The organism is Pseudomonas sp. W4I3, from assembly GCF_030816195.1.
Lineage (GTDB): Bacteria > Pseudomonadota > Gammaproteobacteria > Pseudomonadales > Pseudomonadaceae > Aquipseudomonas.
In genome coordinates this window covers 5722663-5738954 of record NZ_JAUSXS010000001.1, presented here as the reverse complement: position 1 = coordinate 5738954, position 16292 = coordinate 5722663, and the positions used below count along the sequence as shown (strand labels likewise).

General features: G+C 61.0%; 16 protein-coding genes. 8 read left to right on the top strand and 8 right to left on the bottom strand.

The genetic code is table 11. The annotated features are described in order from the left end of the window. Positions 1 to 9: 9 nt before the first annotated feature. The 4 genes from QF045_RS26150 to dksA form a co-directional block, all read right to left on the bottom strand. Positions 10 to 2964 (bottom strand): sensor histidine kinase, encoded by a 2955-nt coding sequence (locus tag QF045_RS26150; RefSeq protein WP_306494636.1) that lies wholly within the window; start codon positions 2962 to 2964, stop codon positions 10 to 12. Continuing rightward, positions 2948 to 3124 (bottom strand): hypothetical protein, encoded by a 177-nt coding sequence (locus QF045_RS26145; RefSeq protein ID WP_003176118.1) that lies wholly within the window; start codon positions 3122 to 3124, stop codon positions 2948 to 2950. The genes QF045_RS26150 and QF045_RS26145 overlap by 17 nt, the downstream gene beginning before the upstream one ends. Before the next feature lie 62 nt (positions 3125 to 3186). Beyond that, entirely contained in the window at positions 3187 to 4074 is an 888-nt protein-coding gene (gene gluQRS / locus QF045_RS26140) for a tRNA glutamyl-Q(34) synthetase GluQRS (protein WP_306494635.1), read from the bottom strand. 84 nt (positions 4075 to 4158) lie between these two features. Then, positions 4159 to 4602: an RNA polymerase-binding protein DksA gene (gene dksA / locus QF045_RS26135; RefSeq protein WP_003194150.1), complete on the bottom strand. Its 444-nt coding sequence runs from the start codon at positions 4600 to 4602 to the stop codon at positions 4159 to 4161. Between the two features lie 318 nt (positions 4603 to 4920). Between dksA and QF045_RS26130 the strand changes: the two genes are divergently transcribed. Next, a complete protein-coding gene (locus QF045_RS26130; protein WP_306494634.1) occupies positions 4921 to 6093 on the top strand; it encodes a pyridoxal phosphate-dependent aminotransferase in 1173 nt (390 codons plus the stop codon). Then, entirely contained in the window at positions 6093 to 6806 is a 714-nt protein-coding gene (gene sfsA, locus QF045_RS26125; RefSeq protein WP_306494633.1) for a DNA/RNA nuclease SfsA, read from the top strand. Before QF045_RS26130 ends, sfsA begins: the two co-directional genes overlap by 1 nt. Here the strand turns inward: sfsA and QF045_RS26120 are convergent. Further along, positions 6803 to 7120 (bottom strand): Rieske 2Fe-2S domain-containing protein, encoded by a 318-nt coding sequence (locus QF045_RS26120; RefSeq protein ID WP_306494632.1) that lies wholly within the window; start codon positions 7118 to 7120, stop codon positions 6803 to 6805. The two genes, sfsA and QF045_RS26120, sit on opposite strands and share 4 nt — an antisense overlap. A gap of 155 nt (positions 7121 to 7275) precedes the next feature. Between QF045_RS26120 and QF045_RS26115 the strand changes: the two genes are divergently transcribed. The 3 genes from QF045_RS26115 to QF045_RS26105 are packed head-to-tail and all read left to right on the top strand — an operon-like array spanning position 7276 to position 9955. Continuing rightward, positions 7276 to 8154, top strand: a complete 879-nt coding sequence (locus tag QF045_RS26115) for a hemin ABC transporter substrate-binding protein (RefSeq protein WP_306494631.1) — start codon at positions 7276 to 7278, stop codon at positions 8152 to 8154. Positions 8155 to 8204: 50 nt separating this feature from the next. Next, on the top strand, positions 8205 to 9188 hold the full coding sequence (locus QF045_RS26110; RefSeq protein WP_306494961.1) for an iron ABC transporter permease: 984 nt from the start codon (positions 8205 to 8207) through the stop codon (positions 9186 to 9188). Beyond that, positions 9188 to 9955, top strand: a complete 768-nt coding sequence (locus tag QF045_RS26105; protein WP_306494630.1) for a heme ABC transporter ATP-binding protein — start codon at positions 9188 to 9190, stop codon at positions 9953 to 9955. Before QF045_RS26110 ends, QF045_RS26105 begins: the two co-directional genes overlap by 1 nt. A gap of 213 nt (positions 9956 to 10168) precedes the next feature. Here the strand turns inward: QF045_RS26105 and QF045_RS26100 are convergent, their stop codons facing one another. The 3 genes from QF045_RS26100 to QF045_RS26090 all read right to left on the bottom strand — a co-directional run bounded on the left by QF045_RS26100 (position 10169) and on the right by QF045_RS26090 (position 12629). Beyond that, positions 10169 to 10441 carry a TfoX/Sxy family protein gene (locus QF045_RS26100; RefSeq protein WP_306494629.1) on the bottom strand — a complete coding sequence of 91 codons (273 nt, stop codon included), beginning with the start codon at positions 10439 to 10441 and terminating at the stop codon, positions 10169 to 10171. A 194-nt stretch (positions 10442 to 10635) separates the two neighbouring features. Beyond that, positions 10636 to 10980 (bottom strand): pentapeptide repeat-containing protein, encoded by a 345-nt coding sequence (locus QF045_RS26095; RefSeq protein WP_306494628.1) that lies wholly within the window; start codon positions 10978 to 10980, stop codon positions 10636 to 10638. A 92-nt stretch (positions 10981 to 11072) separates the two neighbouring features. Beyond that, complete coding sequence (locus tag QF045_RS26090) at positions 11073 to 12629, bottom strand: bifunctional aminoglycoside phosphotransferase/ATP-binding protein (RefSeq protein ID WP_306494627.1); 1557 nt, start codon at positions 12627 to 12629, stop codon at positions 11073 to 11075. A 118-nt stretch (positions 12630 to 12747) separates the two neighbouring features. On the opposite strand from QF045_RS26090, the gene mrcB reads away from it, so the two are divergent. Genes mrcB through QF045_RS26075 form a run of 3 tightly spaced genes read left to right on the top strand, consistent with a single transcriptional unit; the run spans position 12748 to position 16152 of the window. Beyond that, positions 12748 to 15072: a penicillin-binding protein 1B gene (mrcB, locus tag QF045_RS26085; protein ID WP_306494626.1), complete on the top strand. Its 2325-nt coding sequence runs from the start codon at positions 12748 to 12750 to the stop codon at positions 15070 to 15072. Positions 15073 to 15088: 16 nt separating this feature from the next. Continuing rightward, positions 15089 to 15823 (top strand): M48 family metallopeptidase, encoded by a 735-nt coding sequence (locus tag QF045_RS26080; RefSeq protein ID WP_306494625.1) that lies wholly within the window; start codon positions 15089 to 15091, stop codon positions 15821 to 15823. Continuing rightward, the gene (locus QF045_RS26075; protein ID WP_306494624.1) at positions 15823 to 16152 is read left to right on the top strand and encodes a YqcC family protein; all 330 of its coding nucleotides are present in this window, start codon (positions 15823 to 15825) and stop codon (positions 16150 to 16152) included. Before QF045_RS26080 ends, QF045_RS26075 begins: the two co-directional genes overlap by 1 nt. The last annotated feature ends 140 nt before the right edge of the window (positions 16153 to 16292 follow it).

Below are 16292 nucleotides of genomic sequence, written 5' to 3'. Positions count from 1 at the left end.
TCGACGGTCTCAGTTCACAGCGGACGTCGCTTCGACATGACGCGGCAAGGTCACCCGAATACGGGTGCCGCGTTGGCTTTCGGTGTCAGCCGGGCTGTCGATGGTGATTTGTCCATAATGCTCTTCAACGATGGAATAGACCAGTGCAAGGCCCAGACCGGTACCTTCACCTGGGTCCTTGGTGGTGAAGAAAGGTTCGAACAATCGGTCCATGATGTTCTGTGGAATGCCGCTGCCTTCGTCTTCCACGATCAGGTCGACCGTGTGCTCGAAAGCCTCGCTCTTGACGCGTACGGCACTGTGCGGCGGGGACGCATCACGGGCGTTGGACAACAGGTTGATCAGCACCTGCGCCAGGCGTTGTGAGTCGCCATCGACCCAATGGTCCGGATCGCACAGGTTAAAGAACTGTACTTCGAAATTGCGCCGGTTCAAGGCCAGCAGCCCAATGGCATCCTGCGCCACTTCGGCCAGGCATACCGCTTCGTCCTGATTCTGATGGGCGCCGGAGTGGGCGAAGCTCATCAGCGACTGCACGATGCGTGACACGCGCTTGGTCTGTTCAAGGATTTGCCCGCTGATCTCGGTGATTTCACCGTCTTCCTCGCGCTCTTCGCGCAGGTTCTGCGCCAGGCAGGCGATACCGGTGATCGGGTTGCCGATCTCGTGAGCCACCCCGGCGGCCAGGCGACCGATGCTGGCCAGGCGCTCGGAGTGCACCAGCTTGTCTTCGAGCATCTGGGTATCGGTCAGGTCCTCCACCAGTAACACCAGGCCGCTGTTGCCAGGGGCCAGGGGCTCGTCAATCGCGGCCTTGTGCAGGTTGAGCCAGCGGGTCTGGCCGTCGAGGGCCAGGTGCTGCTTGTGCAAATGCTCGTCGGGCAGGTTGATAAAGCCTTGCAGCAGTTCTTTCCAGGGCTCGCCGAGTGTATTGAGGCGAGAGCCGACCACGCGTTGCGCGGCTATCCCGGTCAGCTCTTCCATGGCCTTGTTCCACATCAGGATTTCCTGGTCCTTGGCCAGGGAACACACGCCCATCGGCAGTTCCTGCAGGGTCTGGCGGTGGTAGCGGCGCAGGGCGTCGAGCTCGGCGGCAAGGCCGGTGAGGCGCGAGTGGTAATCCTCCAGCCGGCTTTCGATGAAGTGGATGTCTTCGGTCACGTAGTTTTCGCCGCCGGCCTTGTAGGGCAGGAAGGTTTCCACCATGTCCTGGGACACGCTAGGGCCCATCAACCCGGACAAGTTGGCTTCGATACGGTCACGCAGGCGGCGCAGGGCATAGGGGCGGCGCTCGTCGAACGGCAGGTACAGATCCCGCAGGGCCTGTTCCACTTCCTTTTGCGCGGCCTTGGCGCCGAGCGGCTTGGCCAGCTGCGTGGCGAATTCCTGGGGCGAGGCCGCATGCAGCTCGCGGCGTTGCGGGCGGCGCACGTTATCCACCGCACAGGCCTCGGCGGCGCTGGTTTCTTCGGGGCTGGCGTTGGTGAACAGCGAGATCAGAGTGAACATCAAGACGTTGGCGGCCAGCGAGGCGATCGCGGCCATGTGCCAGCTGGTGTCGTCCAGCACGTAGATCATGTTCAGCAGCGGTATGTAGAACCCCTGCAGGTTGCCGACCAGCGGTAGCAGCATGGTCACCAGCCACACCAGGACGCCTGCCAGCAAGCCGGCGATAAAGCCCCGACGGTTGGCGGTCGGCCAGTACAGCACCGACAACACGCCCGGCAGGAACTGCAGGGTGGCGACAAATGCCACGATGCCGAGGTTGGCCAGGTCCTGGCCGGGACCCAGCAGCAGATAAAAGGCGTAACCGGCCATGATGATCGCGACGATCAGCGCGCGGCGTGTCCATTTCAGCCAGCGGTAGATGTTGCCTTCGGCAGGCGGTTGGTACAGCGGCAGCACCAGGTGGTTAAGTGCCATCCCGGACAGTGCCAGCGTGGTGACAATGATCAGGCCACTGGCCGCCGACAACCCGCCGACATAGGCCAGCAACGCCAGGGCCGGGCTGTTGGCGGCGATGCCGATGCCGAGGGTGAAGTACTCAGGGTTGGTCGTTGCCCCCAGTTTCAGTCCGGCCCAGAGAATCAGCGGCACTGCCAGGCTCATCAACAGCAGGAACAGTGGCAAGCCCCAGCTGGCGCTGACCAGGGAGCGTGGGTTGAGGTTTTCGGTGAAGGTCATGTGGTACATGTGCGGCATCACGATCGCCGAGGCGAAGAACACCAGCAGCAGCGTACGCCAGGGGCCTTCCTGCAGCGGCGTGTGCAAGGCGGCGAGGGCGGTCTGGTTTTGCAGCAGCCACAATTCCAACTGCTGCGGGCCGTCGAACACGCCGTAGAGCGCGTAGAGCCCGACGCCGCCGATGGCAATCAGCTTGATGACCGATTCAAAAGCAATCGCAAATACCAGGCCCTGATGTTTTTCGCGGGTGGCGATATGGCGCGAGCCAAAGAAAATGGTGAACAGGCTGATCAAGGCGCAGAAGGCCAGGGCGACGCGATGCTGCACGGGCTCGCGGGTGAGAATGCTGATGGAGTCGGCCACTGCCTGAATCTGCAGGGCCAGCAGCGGCAGCACGCCGATCAACATGAAAATCGTGGTGAGCGCGCCGGCCCAGGTACTGCGAAAGCGGAAGGCAAACAAATCCGCCAGCGACGACAACTGATAGGTACGGGTGATTTTCAGAATCGGGTACAGCAACACCGGCGCCAGCAGGAATGCACCGGATACCCCCAGGTAGCTGGACAGGAAACCATACCCGTATTGATAGGCCAGGCCCACCGTTCCGTAGAACGCCCAGGCGCTGGCGTATACGCCCAGGGACAATGTGTAGGTCAACGGATGGCGAATGATCGCCCGCGGAATCATTCCGCGCTCACTGATCCAGGCGACGCCGAACAGCGCAGCCAGGTAGGCGGCGCTGATCAGCAGCATCTGGGTGAGGCTAAAGCTCATCGGCATCTTTTTGGCTCTGCAGGATGAAAGTCACGACGATCAGGATCAGCCAGAGCAGGTAAGGGCGGTACCAGGCGCCTGTGGCATCGATCCACCAATCCATGATGGCGGGGGAAAACAGGTAGATCCCGACGACCAGCAGCAGGACCAATCGATAGATGTACATGTTGGCCTCTGATTGAAGAATTGCGGCGATGGTAACGGATGGCTGGCAAGCTGCAAGCGCCTTCAGTTCAATTGCGCTTCGGCCAGCGTGAGTGTGCGAGGGATCAATGTGGCATCCCACTGCTGGATGCCCCAATCCAGCAGTTCCCTGGGGCTTGCGTAAAGCAGATCGTCCCCGGCCGGCTGGCCGAGGGCGCGCAGCGCTCTGAGCAATAACGGTGTGGCCTGGTCCGCCGTCAGCGGCGGCGAACGGTACGACTTGCCCAGTTTGTTACCGTCCGGCTGGACGATCAGCGGCACATGCAGGTAGCGCGGCTGGCGCAGCCCGAGTAATTCCTGCAGGTAGAGCTGGCGGGGCGTGGAGTCGAGCAGGTCGGCGCCGCGCACGACGTCGGTAACGCCTTGCCAGGCGTCATCCAGGACGACGGCCAATTGATAGGCGTACAGGCCATCGCGACGGCGGATGATGAAGTCGCCTGAATCGCGCCCCAGGTGCTGTCGGAATTCGCCCTGAACACGGTCGGTAAAATGGTATTCAAGCTCGGGCACGCGCAGACGGATGGCGGCATCCTGCTGCTCGTGACCGGCATTGCGACACAGCCCGGGGTAAATCCCATGGTAGGGTTCCAGCTGTTTGCGCGAGCAGGTGCAGGCGTAGGCCAGGCCGTGGTTGAACAGGTCGTTCAACACCTTGGCGTAGGCGTCGTGTCGCTCGCTCTGGCGAACCAGTTCGCCATCCCATTCAAAGCCGTAGCTTTCCAGGGCATGCAGGATTGCCGCCTGGGCGCCGGGTTCTTCACGGGGTGGGTCGAGGTCTTCCATGCGCATCAGCCAGCGGCCTTGATTGGCGCGGGCGTCGAGGTAGGAAGCGAGGGCGGCGACCAGGGAGCCGAAGTGCAGATGGCCGCTGGGCGTGGGGGCGAAGCGCCCGATATAGGTAGAGGCAGTCATGGGCCGGATACTACTGGAAAATCGGTAAACGCCAGCAACAAAAATGGGGCGTTCGCACGCCCCATTCGTTCAGCTCGGCCGCTATTACTTGCCGACCTGTTTTTCCTTGATTTCAGCCAAGGTCTTGCAGTCTACGCAGAGGTCCGCGGTGGGGCGGGCTTCCAGGCGACGAATACCGATCTCGACACCGCAGGATTCGCACCAGCCGTATTCTTCGTCTTTGATCAGTTGCAGGGTCTTGTCGATCTTCTTGATCAACTTGCGCTCGCGGTCGCGGGCGCGCAGTTCGAGGGCAAACTCTTCTTCCTGGCTGGCACGGTCGGCCGGGTCAGGGAAATTGGCTGCTTCGTCCTTCATATGGTCAACCGTGCGGTCGACCTCCTGCATCAAATCCTGTTTCCACTTGTTCAGGATTTTGGTGAAGTGCTCGCGCATGGGCTCGCCCATGTACTCCTCGCCCTTTTTTTCCACATAGGGTTCGAAGCCGCCGAGGCCTTGAGTCTGCTGTTGCTTTGCTTGGGTGGACATGAATAGACCGCCTCTCACTCTTCTAATCCATTGCGCAGGATTGCAACGTCACCGACACCTGCCGGCCCTGCGGCTGCAAGCGGGCGAACTTACCAGATAGATTCGGGGTGCGCCACTCCCGGTTGTCGAGCCTGTCGCGCCGGGGTTGCAAACTGCAGCACCCCGTCGTGGCTGGCTATGTGGTGTCTCGAATGTTGATTTTAGTCGTTTTGCCGGCGCTTGCCCGGCCCGTTAAGTCGGCCGGATAGGCAATAGAGCATGTTTTAACGCGAGGGTTCGGTAGAATCCAGGTTTGTCCTCACCGTCTAAGGAAGGCTAATGGCTCAGCCCTACAGTGCGCGCAGTCGCGCCATCGAACCTTTTCATGTCATGGCGTTGCTGGCGCGGGCCAATGAGCTGCAGTCAGCGGGGCACGACGTGATCCATCTGGAAATCGGCGAGCCGGACTTCACCACGGCCGAACCGATTATCCAGGCTGGCCAAGCCGCGCTGGCCAACGGCAAGACCCGCTACACCGCCGCCCGCGGGCTGCCCGAATTGCGCGAAGCGATCAGCGGTTTCTACCAGCAACGCTACGGGTTGAACGTCGATCCGCAGCGCATTCTGGTGACGCCCGGCGGCTCCGGCGCGTTGCTGTTGACCAGCAGCCTGCTGGTGGATCCGGGCAAGCACTGGCTGCTGGCGGATCCAGGCTACCCCTGCAATCGGCATTTCCTGCGCTTGGTCGAGGGCGCGGCGCAGTTGGTGCCGGTTGGCCCGCAGCAGCGTTACCAATTGACCGCCGACTTGGTGGCTCAACACTGGAATCAAGACAGCGTCGGCGCGCTGGTTGCTTCCCCGGCCAACCCTACCGGGACGATCCTCACCCGGGACGAATTGGGCGGGCTGTCGAATGCCATCAAGGCGCGCGATGGTCACCTGGTGGTTGACGAGATCTATCACGGGTTGACCTACGGCACCGACGCCGCCAGCGTGCTGGAAGTCGACGACGATGCATTTGTTCTGAATAGTTTTTCGAAGTATTTCGGTATGACCGGCTGGCGCCTGGGCTGGCTGGTGGCGCCCCTTGCAGCGGTCGGTGATTTGGAGAAGTTGGCGCAAAACCTCTACATCAGCGCGCCGAGCATGGCCCAGTACGCGGCTTTGGCCTGTTTTGCCCCGCAAACCCTGAGCATTCTGGAAGAGCGCCGCGCCGAATTTGGCCGGCGCCGTGACTTCCTGCTGCCGGCTCTGCGTGAATTGGGGTTTGGCATCGCCGTGGAGCCTGAAGGTGCGTTCTATCTTTATGCGGATATCAGCGCATTTGGCGGTGATGCCTTCGCGTTCTGCCGCCATTTCCTGGAAACCGAACATGTAGCTTTTACCCCGGGGCTGGATTTCGGACGTCATCAGGCGGGTCATCACGTGCGTTTTGCCTACACGCAAAACCTTGATCGGCTACAAGAAGCGGTTAAGCGAATTGCCCGTGGCTTGCGGAGCTGGCAAGGCTGATGCGTTTTCATCCTCCCCTTGAAGAAGGTCGGCTGATCCGCCGCTACAAGCGCTTTCTCACCGATATCGAAACCGTTACCGGCGAGTTGCTCACCATTCACTGCCCGAACACCGGTTCGATGCTCAACTGCATGGTGGAGGGTGGCCGAGTGTGGTTCAGCCGCTCCACTGACCCCAAGCGTAAATTGCCCGGCACCTGGGAAATCGCCGAAACGCCCCAGGGCCGGCTGGCGTGCGTCAACACGGCCCGCGCCAATCAGTTGGTCGAGGAGGCATTGCGCGCCGGTGTGATCACTGAGCTCAACGGCTTTACCACGCTGAAACGCGAAGTGCCATACGGCCAGGAAAACAGTCGGATCGATTTTCGCCTGGATTACCCGCACGGCGCGGCGTTCGTCGAAGTCAAAAGTGTCACCTTGGGCTTTGATGGCACCTCTGTGGCGGCGTTTCCCGATGCAGTGACCCAGCGCGGTGCCAAGCACCTGCGGGAGTTGGCGCACCTGGCGCGTGAAGGCGTTCGGGCGGTGCAGTTGTATTGCGTCAACTTGTCGGGGATCGATGCGGTGCGTCCGGCGGTGGAGATCGACGCGGGTTATGCCGCTGCCTTACGCGAGGCCAAGGCGGCCGGTGTCGAGGTGCTGGCGTACGGTGTGCGGGTCACGCCTGAAGAAATCCACGTCGAGCGTGCCTTGAAGGTGCTGTTGAGCAACTAGAGTTCGACCCAAAGGCCTTGTTCGTCTTCGCGGCCGGGCAGGGCGGTAAGGCTTTGGCCTGCGCAGGGGCCGGCGATGCATTCGCCGCTTTCGATCAGGAACAGCGCGCCATGGGTGGCGCATTGAATCAGGCTGGCGCTTGAGTCGAGGAAGCTGTCTGGTTGCCATTCCAGCGCAATGCCGCGATGGGGGCAGCGGTTGATATAGAAGTAGGCAATGCCAGCGCGCCGCACGGCCAACAGTTTGCAGCCGTCGATATCAAAACCGAGGCTGCTGTCGGCCGCAAGGGCCGCGGATGGGCAGAGAAACTTCATATCAGTCCTTAGGTGCCTTGACGTGCAAATGCAAATAATTATCAAATGCCTGCTTCGCCCGTCAGCTGAACGGGTGCTCTATACGATGCCAGGTAGGATTTATCTGTCACATTAATGAGTACTTGAGCGGCCCCGCCTTGAAAGGAAACCCTGTTATGCGCCTGAGTGCCAGCGTTATTGCGCTTGTTGCCGGACTGCTGGTGAACCACGCGGCCCAAGCCCTGGAACTGCCGCAACGCTGGGTCAGCGCCGGTGGAGCGTTATCGGAATGGGTGACGGCATTGGGAGGGGAGTCGAAGCTGGTCGGCGTGGACACCACCAGCCAGCATCCGGCGTCACTCAAGGCATTGCCCAGTATCGGTTATCAGCGTCAATTGTCGGCCGAGGGCATTCTCAGCCTGCGCCCGCAGGTGCTGGTGGGCACTGAAGAGATGGGCCCACCGCCGGTGCTGGCGCAAATCCGCGGCGCCGGGGTGCAGGTGGAGATGTTTTCGGCGCAGCCGGATTTACCCAGCCTGAAAACCAACCTGTTGCACCTGGGCAAGCTGCTGGGCAGGGAAGCTAAGGCCAGCGAATTGTTTAGCGAGTATGAGCAGGTGCTGAATCAGCAGAAAGCCACGGTGGCCAAGGCCCGGTTGACGCAAAAAGCGCCCGGTGTGTTGCTGTTGCTCGGGCATGCGGGGGGCAAGCCGCTGATCGCCGGCAGGGACACCGCCGCAGATTGGATAGTGCAACAGGCCGGCGGGCAGAACCTGGCGACCCACACGGGTTACAAGCCGTTCTCGGTGGAGTCGCTGGCCGGGTTGAGTCCTGAAGTGCTGGTATTTGCTGATCGAGCGCTGAGCGGTGAAGCGGCCCGTGCGGCATTGTTCAAGGAAAACCCTATCCTCGCTTCCATGCCAGCGGCCAAACACGGGCGGGTGATCGAATTGGACCCGACGCTGCTGGTGGGCGGGCTCGGACCGCGCTTGCCGCAAAGCCTGGCGCAGTTGTCCGCCGTGTTTTATCCAGCCCAGGCTGAACCCGCCCCATGACGACGCTGGTTAAACCCAAAACCCTGTTTATCGGGCTGGCGCTGTTATGTCTGGTGGCGATCTGGCTTTCATTGGCCTTGGGGCCGGTCAGCCTGCCGTTGTTCGACACACTCAGGGCGGCGTTGCGATTGGTGGGCGTGCCGATTGAGCCCCAGGGGCTTGAGCAGGCCGAATTGATCCTGGGGCAGATCCGTTTACCGCGCACGCTGCTGGGCCTGGCCGTCGGTGGCGTGCTCGCGTTGTCGGGCGTGGCGATGCAGGGGTTGTTTCGCAACCCGCTGGCCGATCCTGGATTGGTGGGCGTGTCCAGTGGCGCGGCATTGGGCGCTGCGGTGGCAATCGTCGGGGGCTCGTTTTTTGGTGGCCTGCCGGATGCATTCGGGCCCTATCTATTGTCGATTTGTGCGTTTCTGGGAGGGCTGGGCGTCACGGCGTTGGTGTATCGATTGGGGCGACGCAATGGCCAGACCAACGTCGCGACGATGTTACTCGCCGGCATTGCGCTGACAGCCCTCGCCGGTTCTGCGGTGGGGCTGTTTACCTACCTGGCGGACGACGCCACCTTGCGCACGCTGACATTCTGGAACCTGGGCAGCCTCAATGGCGCCAGCTATTCGCGATTGTGGCCGCTACTGCTGGTGAGTGCGGGCGTGGCGTTGTGGTTGCCGCGCCGAGCAAAGGCCTTGAATGCGCTGCTGTTGGGTGAATCCGAGGCCAGCCATCTGGGCATTGACGTTGAAAGGCTCAAGCGTGAGCTGGTGTTCTGTACGGCGCTGGGCGTTGGCGCGGCGGTGGCTGCGGCGGGCATGATCGGCTTTGTCGGGTTGGTGGTACCGCACTTGGTGCGGTTGCTCGCGGGGCCGGATCACCGAGTGCTGTTGCCTGCTTCGGTGCTGGCGGGCGCGAGCTTGCTGCTGTTTGCGGATCTGGTGGCGCGTTTGGCGCTGGCGCCGGCGGAACTACCGATCGGTATTGTCACCGCGTTTATTGGCGCGCCATTTTTCCTGTATTTATTGCTGCGAGGGCGCGCCTGATGCTGCGGGTGGAAGCGTTGCAGATTCGCCGCGGGGGCAAAACCGTATTGGCGGATATCAGCCTGGAACTGCGGCCGGGCGAAGTGCTGGGCGTACTGGGCCCCAATGGTGCAGGGAAAAGTACCTTGCTGAGTGCGCTGTGCGGCGAATTGACCCCTGATCAGGGCAAGGTCTGGCTGGACCAGCAAGAGCTCAAGCATCTGAGCGGAGCGCAGCGAGCCCGGCGCCTGGCGGTACTGCCTCAGAGCTCAACCCTGGATTTCGCTTTCCGTGTCGAGGAAGTCGTCGGCATGGGGCGTCTGCCACATCAGACCGGGCGAGTGCGCGATGAAGAAATCATCAGCGCGGCACTGCACGCAGCGGATATCGGGCACCTGAGTGGTCGCAGTTACCTGGCTTTGTCGGGCGGCGAGCGTCAGCGGGTGCACCTGGCCCGTGTCCTGGCACAGTTATGGCCGGGCGAGGCGGGGCAGACGTTGTTGCTGGATGAGCCGACGTCAATGCTCGATCCGTTGCATCAGCATACGACCTTGCAGGCAATCCGCAGCTTTGCTGATCGTGGTGCTGCGGTGCTGGTGATCCTGCATGACCTCAATCTGGCGGCACGTTACTGTGATCGTATCCTGTTGCTGGAAAATGGACGCCCTCATGCTCTGGACACGCCGACGCAGGTACTGCAGCCCGAGCCGCTCAAGGCGGTGTTTGGGCTGGAAGTGTTGGTGCAGTCGCATCCGGAGCGTGGTCATCCATTGATCATCGCACGCTGAGTTCAGTTTTCTCAGGCCAAAAAAAGACCCGGCAAGAGCCGGGTCAAATAACCGTGATTAGCCTGATGAGGAGATAATCTGAGAGTCCGAACCAATGGTCTTTCAGTTATCGGCTGATCTCGCGATCAGCTGTGATAATCATAACGATTCTCATTTGAGAGTCAACCGCTGTTTTCGGATTTTTCGCCACGAGTCTTTGGTAGATCTTCAGGTCTAGATCTTCTGGCGCGTCGAGAGCGCATCCAACTGACGATTCAACGCCTCCTTGCGCTCCGCGGGGATGTCGTTCCAATGCACGTCCATCAATGCGCCTTCAATCGCATACAGCAGCACTTTTGACGCTCTGAACCCGCGCGTGCGCACGGCGCGATAAGCATCGACAGCCCCCAGCCGGCGTAGGTCGGACGCGCTGTGGATGCCCGCCGCATGCAGCCACTGCGCCGACGTCTTGCCAAGATTTTTCAGGTGTTGCAGCTCATCGTTCATCAAGCCTCCTTGCGACGGCCGAATGGTGCGGTGGGTATCGTGACCAGCAAGCCTGAAAATGAGTGTAGCGCTCAGTAGGAAAAGCGTGATTCTTTGGTCGGGAACGACTCAAAAGCTTATAAGAATGGCGCTATGTGTCAGGCAGGCGCGCGCTCCCGGCACGTCTTACGCCGCCGGGGGGCTTAAGCTTTGAGTTATTTGGTGCGGTAGCGCAGGCGGGTGCCGAAGTTCACTGACATCAGGATTTCGTCAGCCGTCAGGTCGGGTGAGAAATAAGTACCGGAAATCTGCGCATGGGCGAGGCTGGCGCCTTCCAATGAGCAATCGCGTAAATCCAGCCCGCGCAGGTCAGCGGAGCGAAAGTACGCGTCGGTGAAGTCGATGCCGGCAGCATTGAGTTCGCGCAGATCCAGCCCTCGAAAGTCGCCGCCGCGCATATCGATCACGCCGTCGTCGGGGCGCTGTTGGTTGAAGCCCCGAACGTCGTCGTTGTGCAGGAGCGCGTAGAGCGGAGTATCAAGAAGCTTTGGCTGACTCATGACGGCAACTCCTGTTGGTATTGTGGTGCCATTATAGTGCCACTATCGCAGGGTCGTGCGCCTAAGTAGGCGACACGACCAAGAAATATTTCTTACAGGCCGGGCAAGCGTTGACGAATATGCGCAACCAACGCATCAAGGGTCCCGCTTTCATTGGTCTCGACGCGCTTGCTCAGGAGCAACTCCTGCGCTGTCAGCGGGTCACGATTGGCCTGTTGTTCTTCGATCACGACCAGCGTTGCGTCGGACGGATCGTTTTTATCCGCCTGACGTTGTGCCAGCCAACTGGCGATAACGGCCTGGGGCGCATTGCAATCCAGGATCAGAAACGGGGCGCCGGTGGCTTCGGCAACCCGGGCCGCCGCGTCACGCTGTTCGCGTTTGAGGAAGGTGGCATCCAGTACCACCGGGAAACCCGCGCGGAGCACGGTGTCGGCAATTTCGTTCAGGCGCGTGTATGTCGCAGCACTGGCGTCATGGCTGTAGATGCCGGCTTGCGGGGTGTTTTCCACCTGCTGCTCGCCAAACAGGCGCTTGCGCTCCACGTCCGAACGCAGGCGAACAGCGCCCAAGGCCTCGACCAGGCGCATGGCGACATGGCTTTTGCCCACGGCCGATACGCCATGGGTGATCGCCAGGAAGCGCGACGGAATCGTGCTGTAGCTTTCAGCCAGATTGGCATAGTTGCGGTACTGGCGCAGCGTCGTGGCCCGCTGCACGGGGTTGGCTTCGCTCGGCATGCTGAACAGGGCCACTTTCGCCCGCACCAGTGCGCGATAAGCCTTGTAGAAATTCAACAGCTCCAGGCCCTGATAGTCGCCGGTCAGTTCCAGATACTGGCTGATGAAGCGGCGCGCCAGGCATTTAAGGCCACGGTCTTCCAAGTCCATCGCCAGGAACGCGGTATCGGCGTAGACGTCGGTGAAGCGGAACGGCTCGTTGAATTCGATGCAGTCGAAGATCACCACATGACCATCGATCAGGGTGGCGTTACCGAGGTGGATATCACCGTGGCACTCGCGCGTGAAGCCATTGAGCTTGCGCTGTTCCAGCAGCGGCTTGAGGCGTTCGAAGCTGCTTTCGGCCCAAGCTTGCAGGGCTTCCAATTGAGTAAGGTCAGCCTTGTCACTGAGGAACGGGCGGATCTGTTCGAAGTTCTGGCGTACCGGGGCCATCACTTCTTCCGGGGTACCGGCCGGGTGCTCTTGCGCAACCTTGGGGGCGTTGAGGTGGAAGTGCGCGATCTGGCTGGCCATTTCGTCAATGTGCGCGCTGGTAAGTTCACCGTTGGCTTGCAAGGTGCTCAACATCTGGCTTTGCGGGAACTGACGCATTTTCAGCGCATATTCGATCACCGGGCCGTCGCCAGCTAATTGTGGTGCGTCGGCAGAGCCGGTAATTGGCAACACTTCAAGATACAAATCTTCGGTGAGACGCTGGTTGAGGCGCAGCTCTTCGTTGCAGAAGTGGCCACGCTTTTCCAGATCGGTGAAGTCCAGGAACCCGAAGTTCATCGGTTTCTTCAGTTTATAAGCATAGGGACCGGTCAGAATCACCCAGGAAATATGGGTTTCAATGACTTGAAACGCTTCCACCGGATGCGGGTACAAAGCCGGGTTTTGCAGGGCGGCAATCAGGGACTGGCTCACGGGCGATCCTTCAAAGTCTGGGAGAAATCATGGTGGGCATTATGGCCGCTACAGGCGGTCGTGCAAACCGCTCTCCGGCTCATGTTGATCATCAATAAAGTGCGTATAATCCGCCGCCATGACTCGAACCCGATCTCCCCGTTCCCGTAAAAAACCTCCTTCGCGCAGCCTGCGCCCGTGGCTGGGCTGGGCGCTCAAGCTCGGCCTAGTGGGCCTTGTAGCGCTCGCCGGCGTCGCGGTGTATCTCGACGCCGTGGTCCAGGAGAAGTTCTCCGGCAAGCGCTGGACCATTCCGGCCAAGGTGTATGCACGCCCGCTGGAACTGTTCGCCGGCCAGAAACTGAGCAAGGAAGACTTCCTCACCGAGCTCGATGCGCTGGGCTACCGACGCGAACCCGTCAGCAACGGCCCGGGCGCGGCGGCCGTCAGCGGCAATACGGTCGACCTGAATACCCGCGGCTTCCAGTTCTATGAAGGCCTGGAAAAAGCCCAGCCGGTACGCGTGCGTTTTTCCGGCGACTACGTGGCCGAGCTGTCGTCGCTCAACGGCGCCAAGCTGCCGGTGGTGCGCCTTGAGCCGCTGATGATTGGCGGTATCTACCCGAAGAACCTTGAAGACCGAATTCTGATCAAGCTCGATCAAGCACCTCCGTATCTGCTGGAAACCCTGGTTGCCGTAGAAGACCGCGACTTCTACAGCCATTGGGGCGTTTCGCCGAAGTCGATTGCCCGCGCGATCTGGGTCAATACCTCCGGCGGCAAAATGACCCAGGGCGGCAGTACGCTCACCCAGCAGTTGGTAAAAAACTTCTACCTGACCAATGAGCGCAGCCTGACCCGCAAGCTCACCGAAGCCATGATGGCGATGCTGCTGGAGCTGCATTACAGCAAGCAGGAGATCCTTGAGGCCTACCTCAACGAAGTCTTCGTCGGTCAGGATGGTCAGCGCGCGGTGCACGGTTTCGGCCTGGCCAGCCAGTTTTTCTTCGGGCAGCCGTTGTCCGAATTGAAGTTGCATCAGGTCGCGTTGCTGGTGGGGATGGTCAAGGGGCCGTCCTACTACAACCCGCGTCGCAACCCTGAACGAGCGCTGGAACGCCGCAACCTGGTGCTCGATGTATTGGAGCAGCAGGGCGTTGCCACAGCCGAACAGGTCGCCGCCGCGAAGAAAATGCCACTGGGCGTCACCACTCGCGGCAAGCTGGCAGACAGCTCATTCCCGGGCTTTATTGACCTGGTCAAGCGTCAACTGCGTGAAGACTACCGCGACGAAGACTTGACCGAAGAAGGCTTGCGCATCTTCACCAGCTTTGACCCGATTCTGCAGATGAAGGCAGAAGCGTCCGTCAATGACACCTTCAAGCGCCTGACGGGCCGTAAAGGCTCCGACGAAGTAGAAGCCGCCATGGTCGTGACCAACCCGGAAACCGGTGAGGTGCAGGCCATGATCGGCAGCCGTCAGGCCAGTTTCGCCGGGTTCAACCGCGCCCTGGATGCCGTGCGCCCGATCGGCTCGCTGGTCAAGCCGGCGGTTTACCTGACCGCCCTGGAAAAACCGAGCAAGTACACGCTGACCAGTTGGCTGTCGGATGACCCGCTGTCGATCAAAGGTGCCGATGGCCAGGTGTGGACGCCAAAGAACTTCGACCGCCGCTCCCACGGCACCGTGTTCCTGTATCAGGGGCTGGCGCATTCCTACAACATCTCGACGTCGCGCTTGGGGCTCGAAGTCGGTGTGCCGACTGTTCTGAAGACGCTGGCGCGGCTGGGTATCGAACGAGAGTTTCCGGCGTTCCCTTCGATGCTCCTGGGCGCGGCGGCGATGAGCCCGATGGAAGTGGCTACCATGTACCAGACCTTGGCCAACGGCGGTTTCAATACGCCGATGCGCGGCATTCGCAGCGTGCTGACGGCCGAGGGCGAACCGCTCAAGCGTTACCCGTTCCAGATCCAGCAGCGTTTCGACGCGGGCTCCATCTACCTGATCCAGAACGCCATGCAGCGCGTGATGCGTGAAGGTACCGGGCGCTCGGTCTACAGCGTGCTGCCGTCGAACCTGACGCTGGCGGGCAAAACCGGCACCAGTAACGACTCGCGCGACAGTTGGTTCGCAGGTTTTGGCCAGGACGTATTGGCCGTGGTATGGCTGGGCCGTGACGATAATGGCAAGACGCCGTTCACCGGTGCGACCGGTGCGCTTCAGGTCTGGACCAGCTTCATGCGCAAAGCTGATCCGTTGCCGCTCAACATGCCGCAGCCCGACAACATCGTGCAGGCCTGGATTGATCCGCACACCGGTCAGGGTTCAGATGCCAACTGCCCGGGCGCGGTGCAGATGCCGTATATTCGTGGCAGCGAGCCACCACCCGGTGCCGCATGCGGGGGCAGCGCCCCTGCTGACGCGGACTCGGTGATGGATTGGGTCAAGGGCTGGATGAATTAAGCAAAGAGGGTTTCAAGTGAACAAGTTGTGGATTCCAGCGATTACCGTTCTGGCTCTGCTCGGCGGTTGCTCCAGCGTGCAGCGCGGCTCGATCCCGGTTGTGGATTCGAGTACGAACGTTTCCAGTAACGACCGTATTTCGGCCACTGGCGGGTTTCGTCAAACCGTGACGAACCGTCCGGCACAGGCCAAGCCTCAGGCGATGCCGCAGGATTCGGGCGTGGTGGTGATGGTGCCGGGCAGTGGTGCTGCAACCGCAGCGCCGATCAGTGCCGAACCATGGACCCCAGGGCCGAGCACGTCGGGGCCGATCGATTCGACGCCGATGCAAGCGGCGCCCATCAATCAGGGCACCTACACCATGCCGTCGACGCCAAGCGGCATCCCTTCGTCGTCCACTGCTGGCGGCCTGTCGGCGGACGAGCAGCTGGATGGCCCGGTATTGGCGCTGCTCACCACTGCCCAGCAACAGCAGGCCGGTGGCGATCTCAATGGCGCTTCGTCGAGTCTTGAGCGCGCCCAACGCGTTGCCCCTCGCGAACCACAAGTGTTGTATCGCCTGGCCCAGGTACGCATGGCCCAGGGGGATGCACCGCAAGCCGAGCAGTTCGCGCGCCGTGGTTTGACCATGGCCAATGGACGTCCGGACCTGCAAGCCAGTCTGTGGGCGCTGATTGGCGATGCGCGTGCCGCCCAAGGCGACGCCGCCGGCGCTGCCCAGGCTCGGGCAAAAGCCAAGGTCAGCCTCTGATGGATGCGCGGTTCCCGGCGATTGCCGAACAGTTGTTATTGATCGAGCGAGAGCTGCGCGTGCAGGGCTGGTGGGATGAGGTGTCCCCCAGCACTGAAGCGCTCAGCAGCGTCGAGCCGTTTTCAGTCGATACCCTGGATTTCCACCAGTGGCTGCAATGGATTTTCCTGGTGCGCATGAAGCAGATCCTCGAACAGGACCTGCCCCTGCCCAATGCGTCCGGAATTCTGGAAATGGCCGAGATGGTCTACGCCGACCGTCCGCGCGAGAGCCTTGGTTTGCGCAATGCGCTGAAAAAGTTCGACCAATTGATCGTCGACGCTCGTTAATTGCCTGACTGCCGGCTTTTCCGGCAGTCTTGCGCACATTTCTACCGCTTGACGACATTCAGGCGAGTTTTATCCCTCCTCACAGGCCTTTCTTCTACGTTCTCATGCGCTTAGTTGGAAAAAAGCGCAATTATTGCTTG

Coding starts and splice junctions, on each gene's coding strand:
- QF045_RS26150 (WP_306494636.1), bottom strand. CDS start 2,964: ATGCCGATGAGCTTTAGCCTCACCCAGATGCTGCTGATCAGCGCCGCC.
- QF045_RS26145 (WP_003176118.1), bottom strand. CDS start 3,124: ATGTACATCTATCGATTGGTCCTGCTGCTGGTCGTCGGGATCTACCTG.
- gluQRS (WP_306494635.1), bottom strand. CDS start 4,074: ATGACTGCCTCTACCTATATCGGGCGCTTCGCCCCCACGCCCAGCGGC.
- dksA (WP_003194150.1), bottom strand. CDS start 4,602: ATGTCCACCCAAGCAAAGCAACAGCAGACTCAAGGCCTCGGCGGCTTC.
- QF045_RS26130 (WP_306494634.1), top strand. CDS start 4,921: ATGGCTCAGCCCTACAGTGCGCGCAGTCGCGCCATCGAACCTTTTCAT.
- sfsA (WP_306494633.1), top strand. CDS start 6,093: ATGCGTTTTCATCCTCCCCTTGAAGAAGGTCGGCTGATCCGCCGCTAC.
- QF045_RS26120 (WP_306494632.1), bottom strand. CDS start 7,120: ATGAAGTTTCTCTGCCCATCCGCGGCCCTTGCGGCCGACAGCAGCCTC.
- QF045_RS26115 (WP_306494631.1), top strand. CDS start 7,276: ATGCGCCTGAGTGCCAGCGTTATTGCGCTTGTTGCCGGACTGCTGGTG.
- QF045_RS26105 (WP_306494630.1), top strand. CDS start 9,188: ATGCTGCGGGTGGAAGCGTTGCAGATTCGCCGCGGGGGCAAAACCGTA.
- QF045_RS26100 (WP_306494629.1), bottom strand. CDS start 10,441: ATGAACGATGAGCTGCAACACCTGAAAAATCTTGGCAAGACGTCGGCG.
- QF045_RS26095 (WP_306494628.1), bottom strand. CDS start 10,980: ATGAGTCAGCCAAAGCTTCTTGATACTCCGCTCTACGCGCTCCTGCAC.
- mrcB (WP_306494626.1), top strand. CDS start 12,748: ATGACTCGAACCCGATCTCCCCGTTCCCGTAAAAAACCTCCTTCGCGC.
- QF045_RS26075 (WP_306494624.1), top strand. CDS start 15,823: ATGGATGCGCGGTTCCCGGCGATTGCCGAACAGTTGTTATTGATCGAG.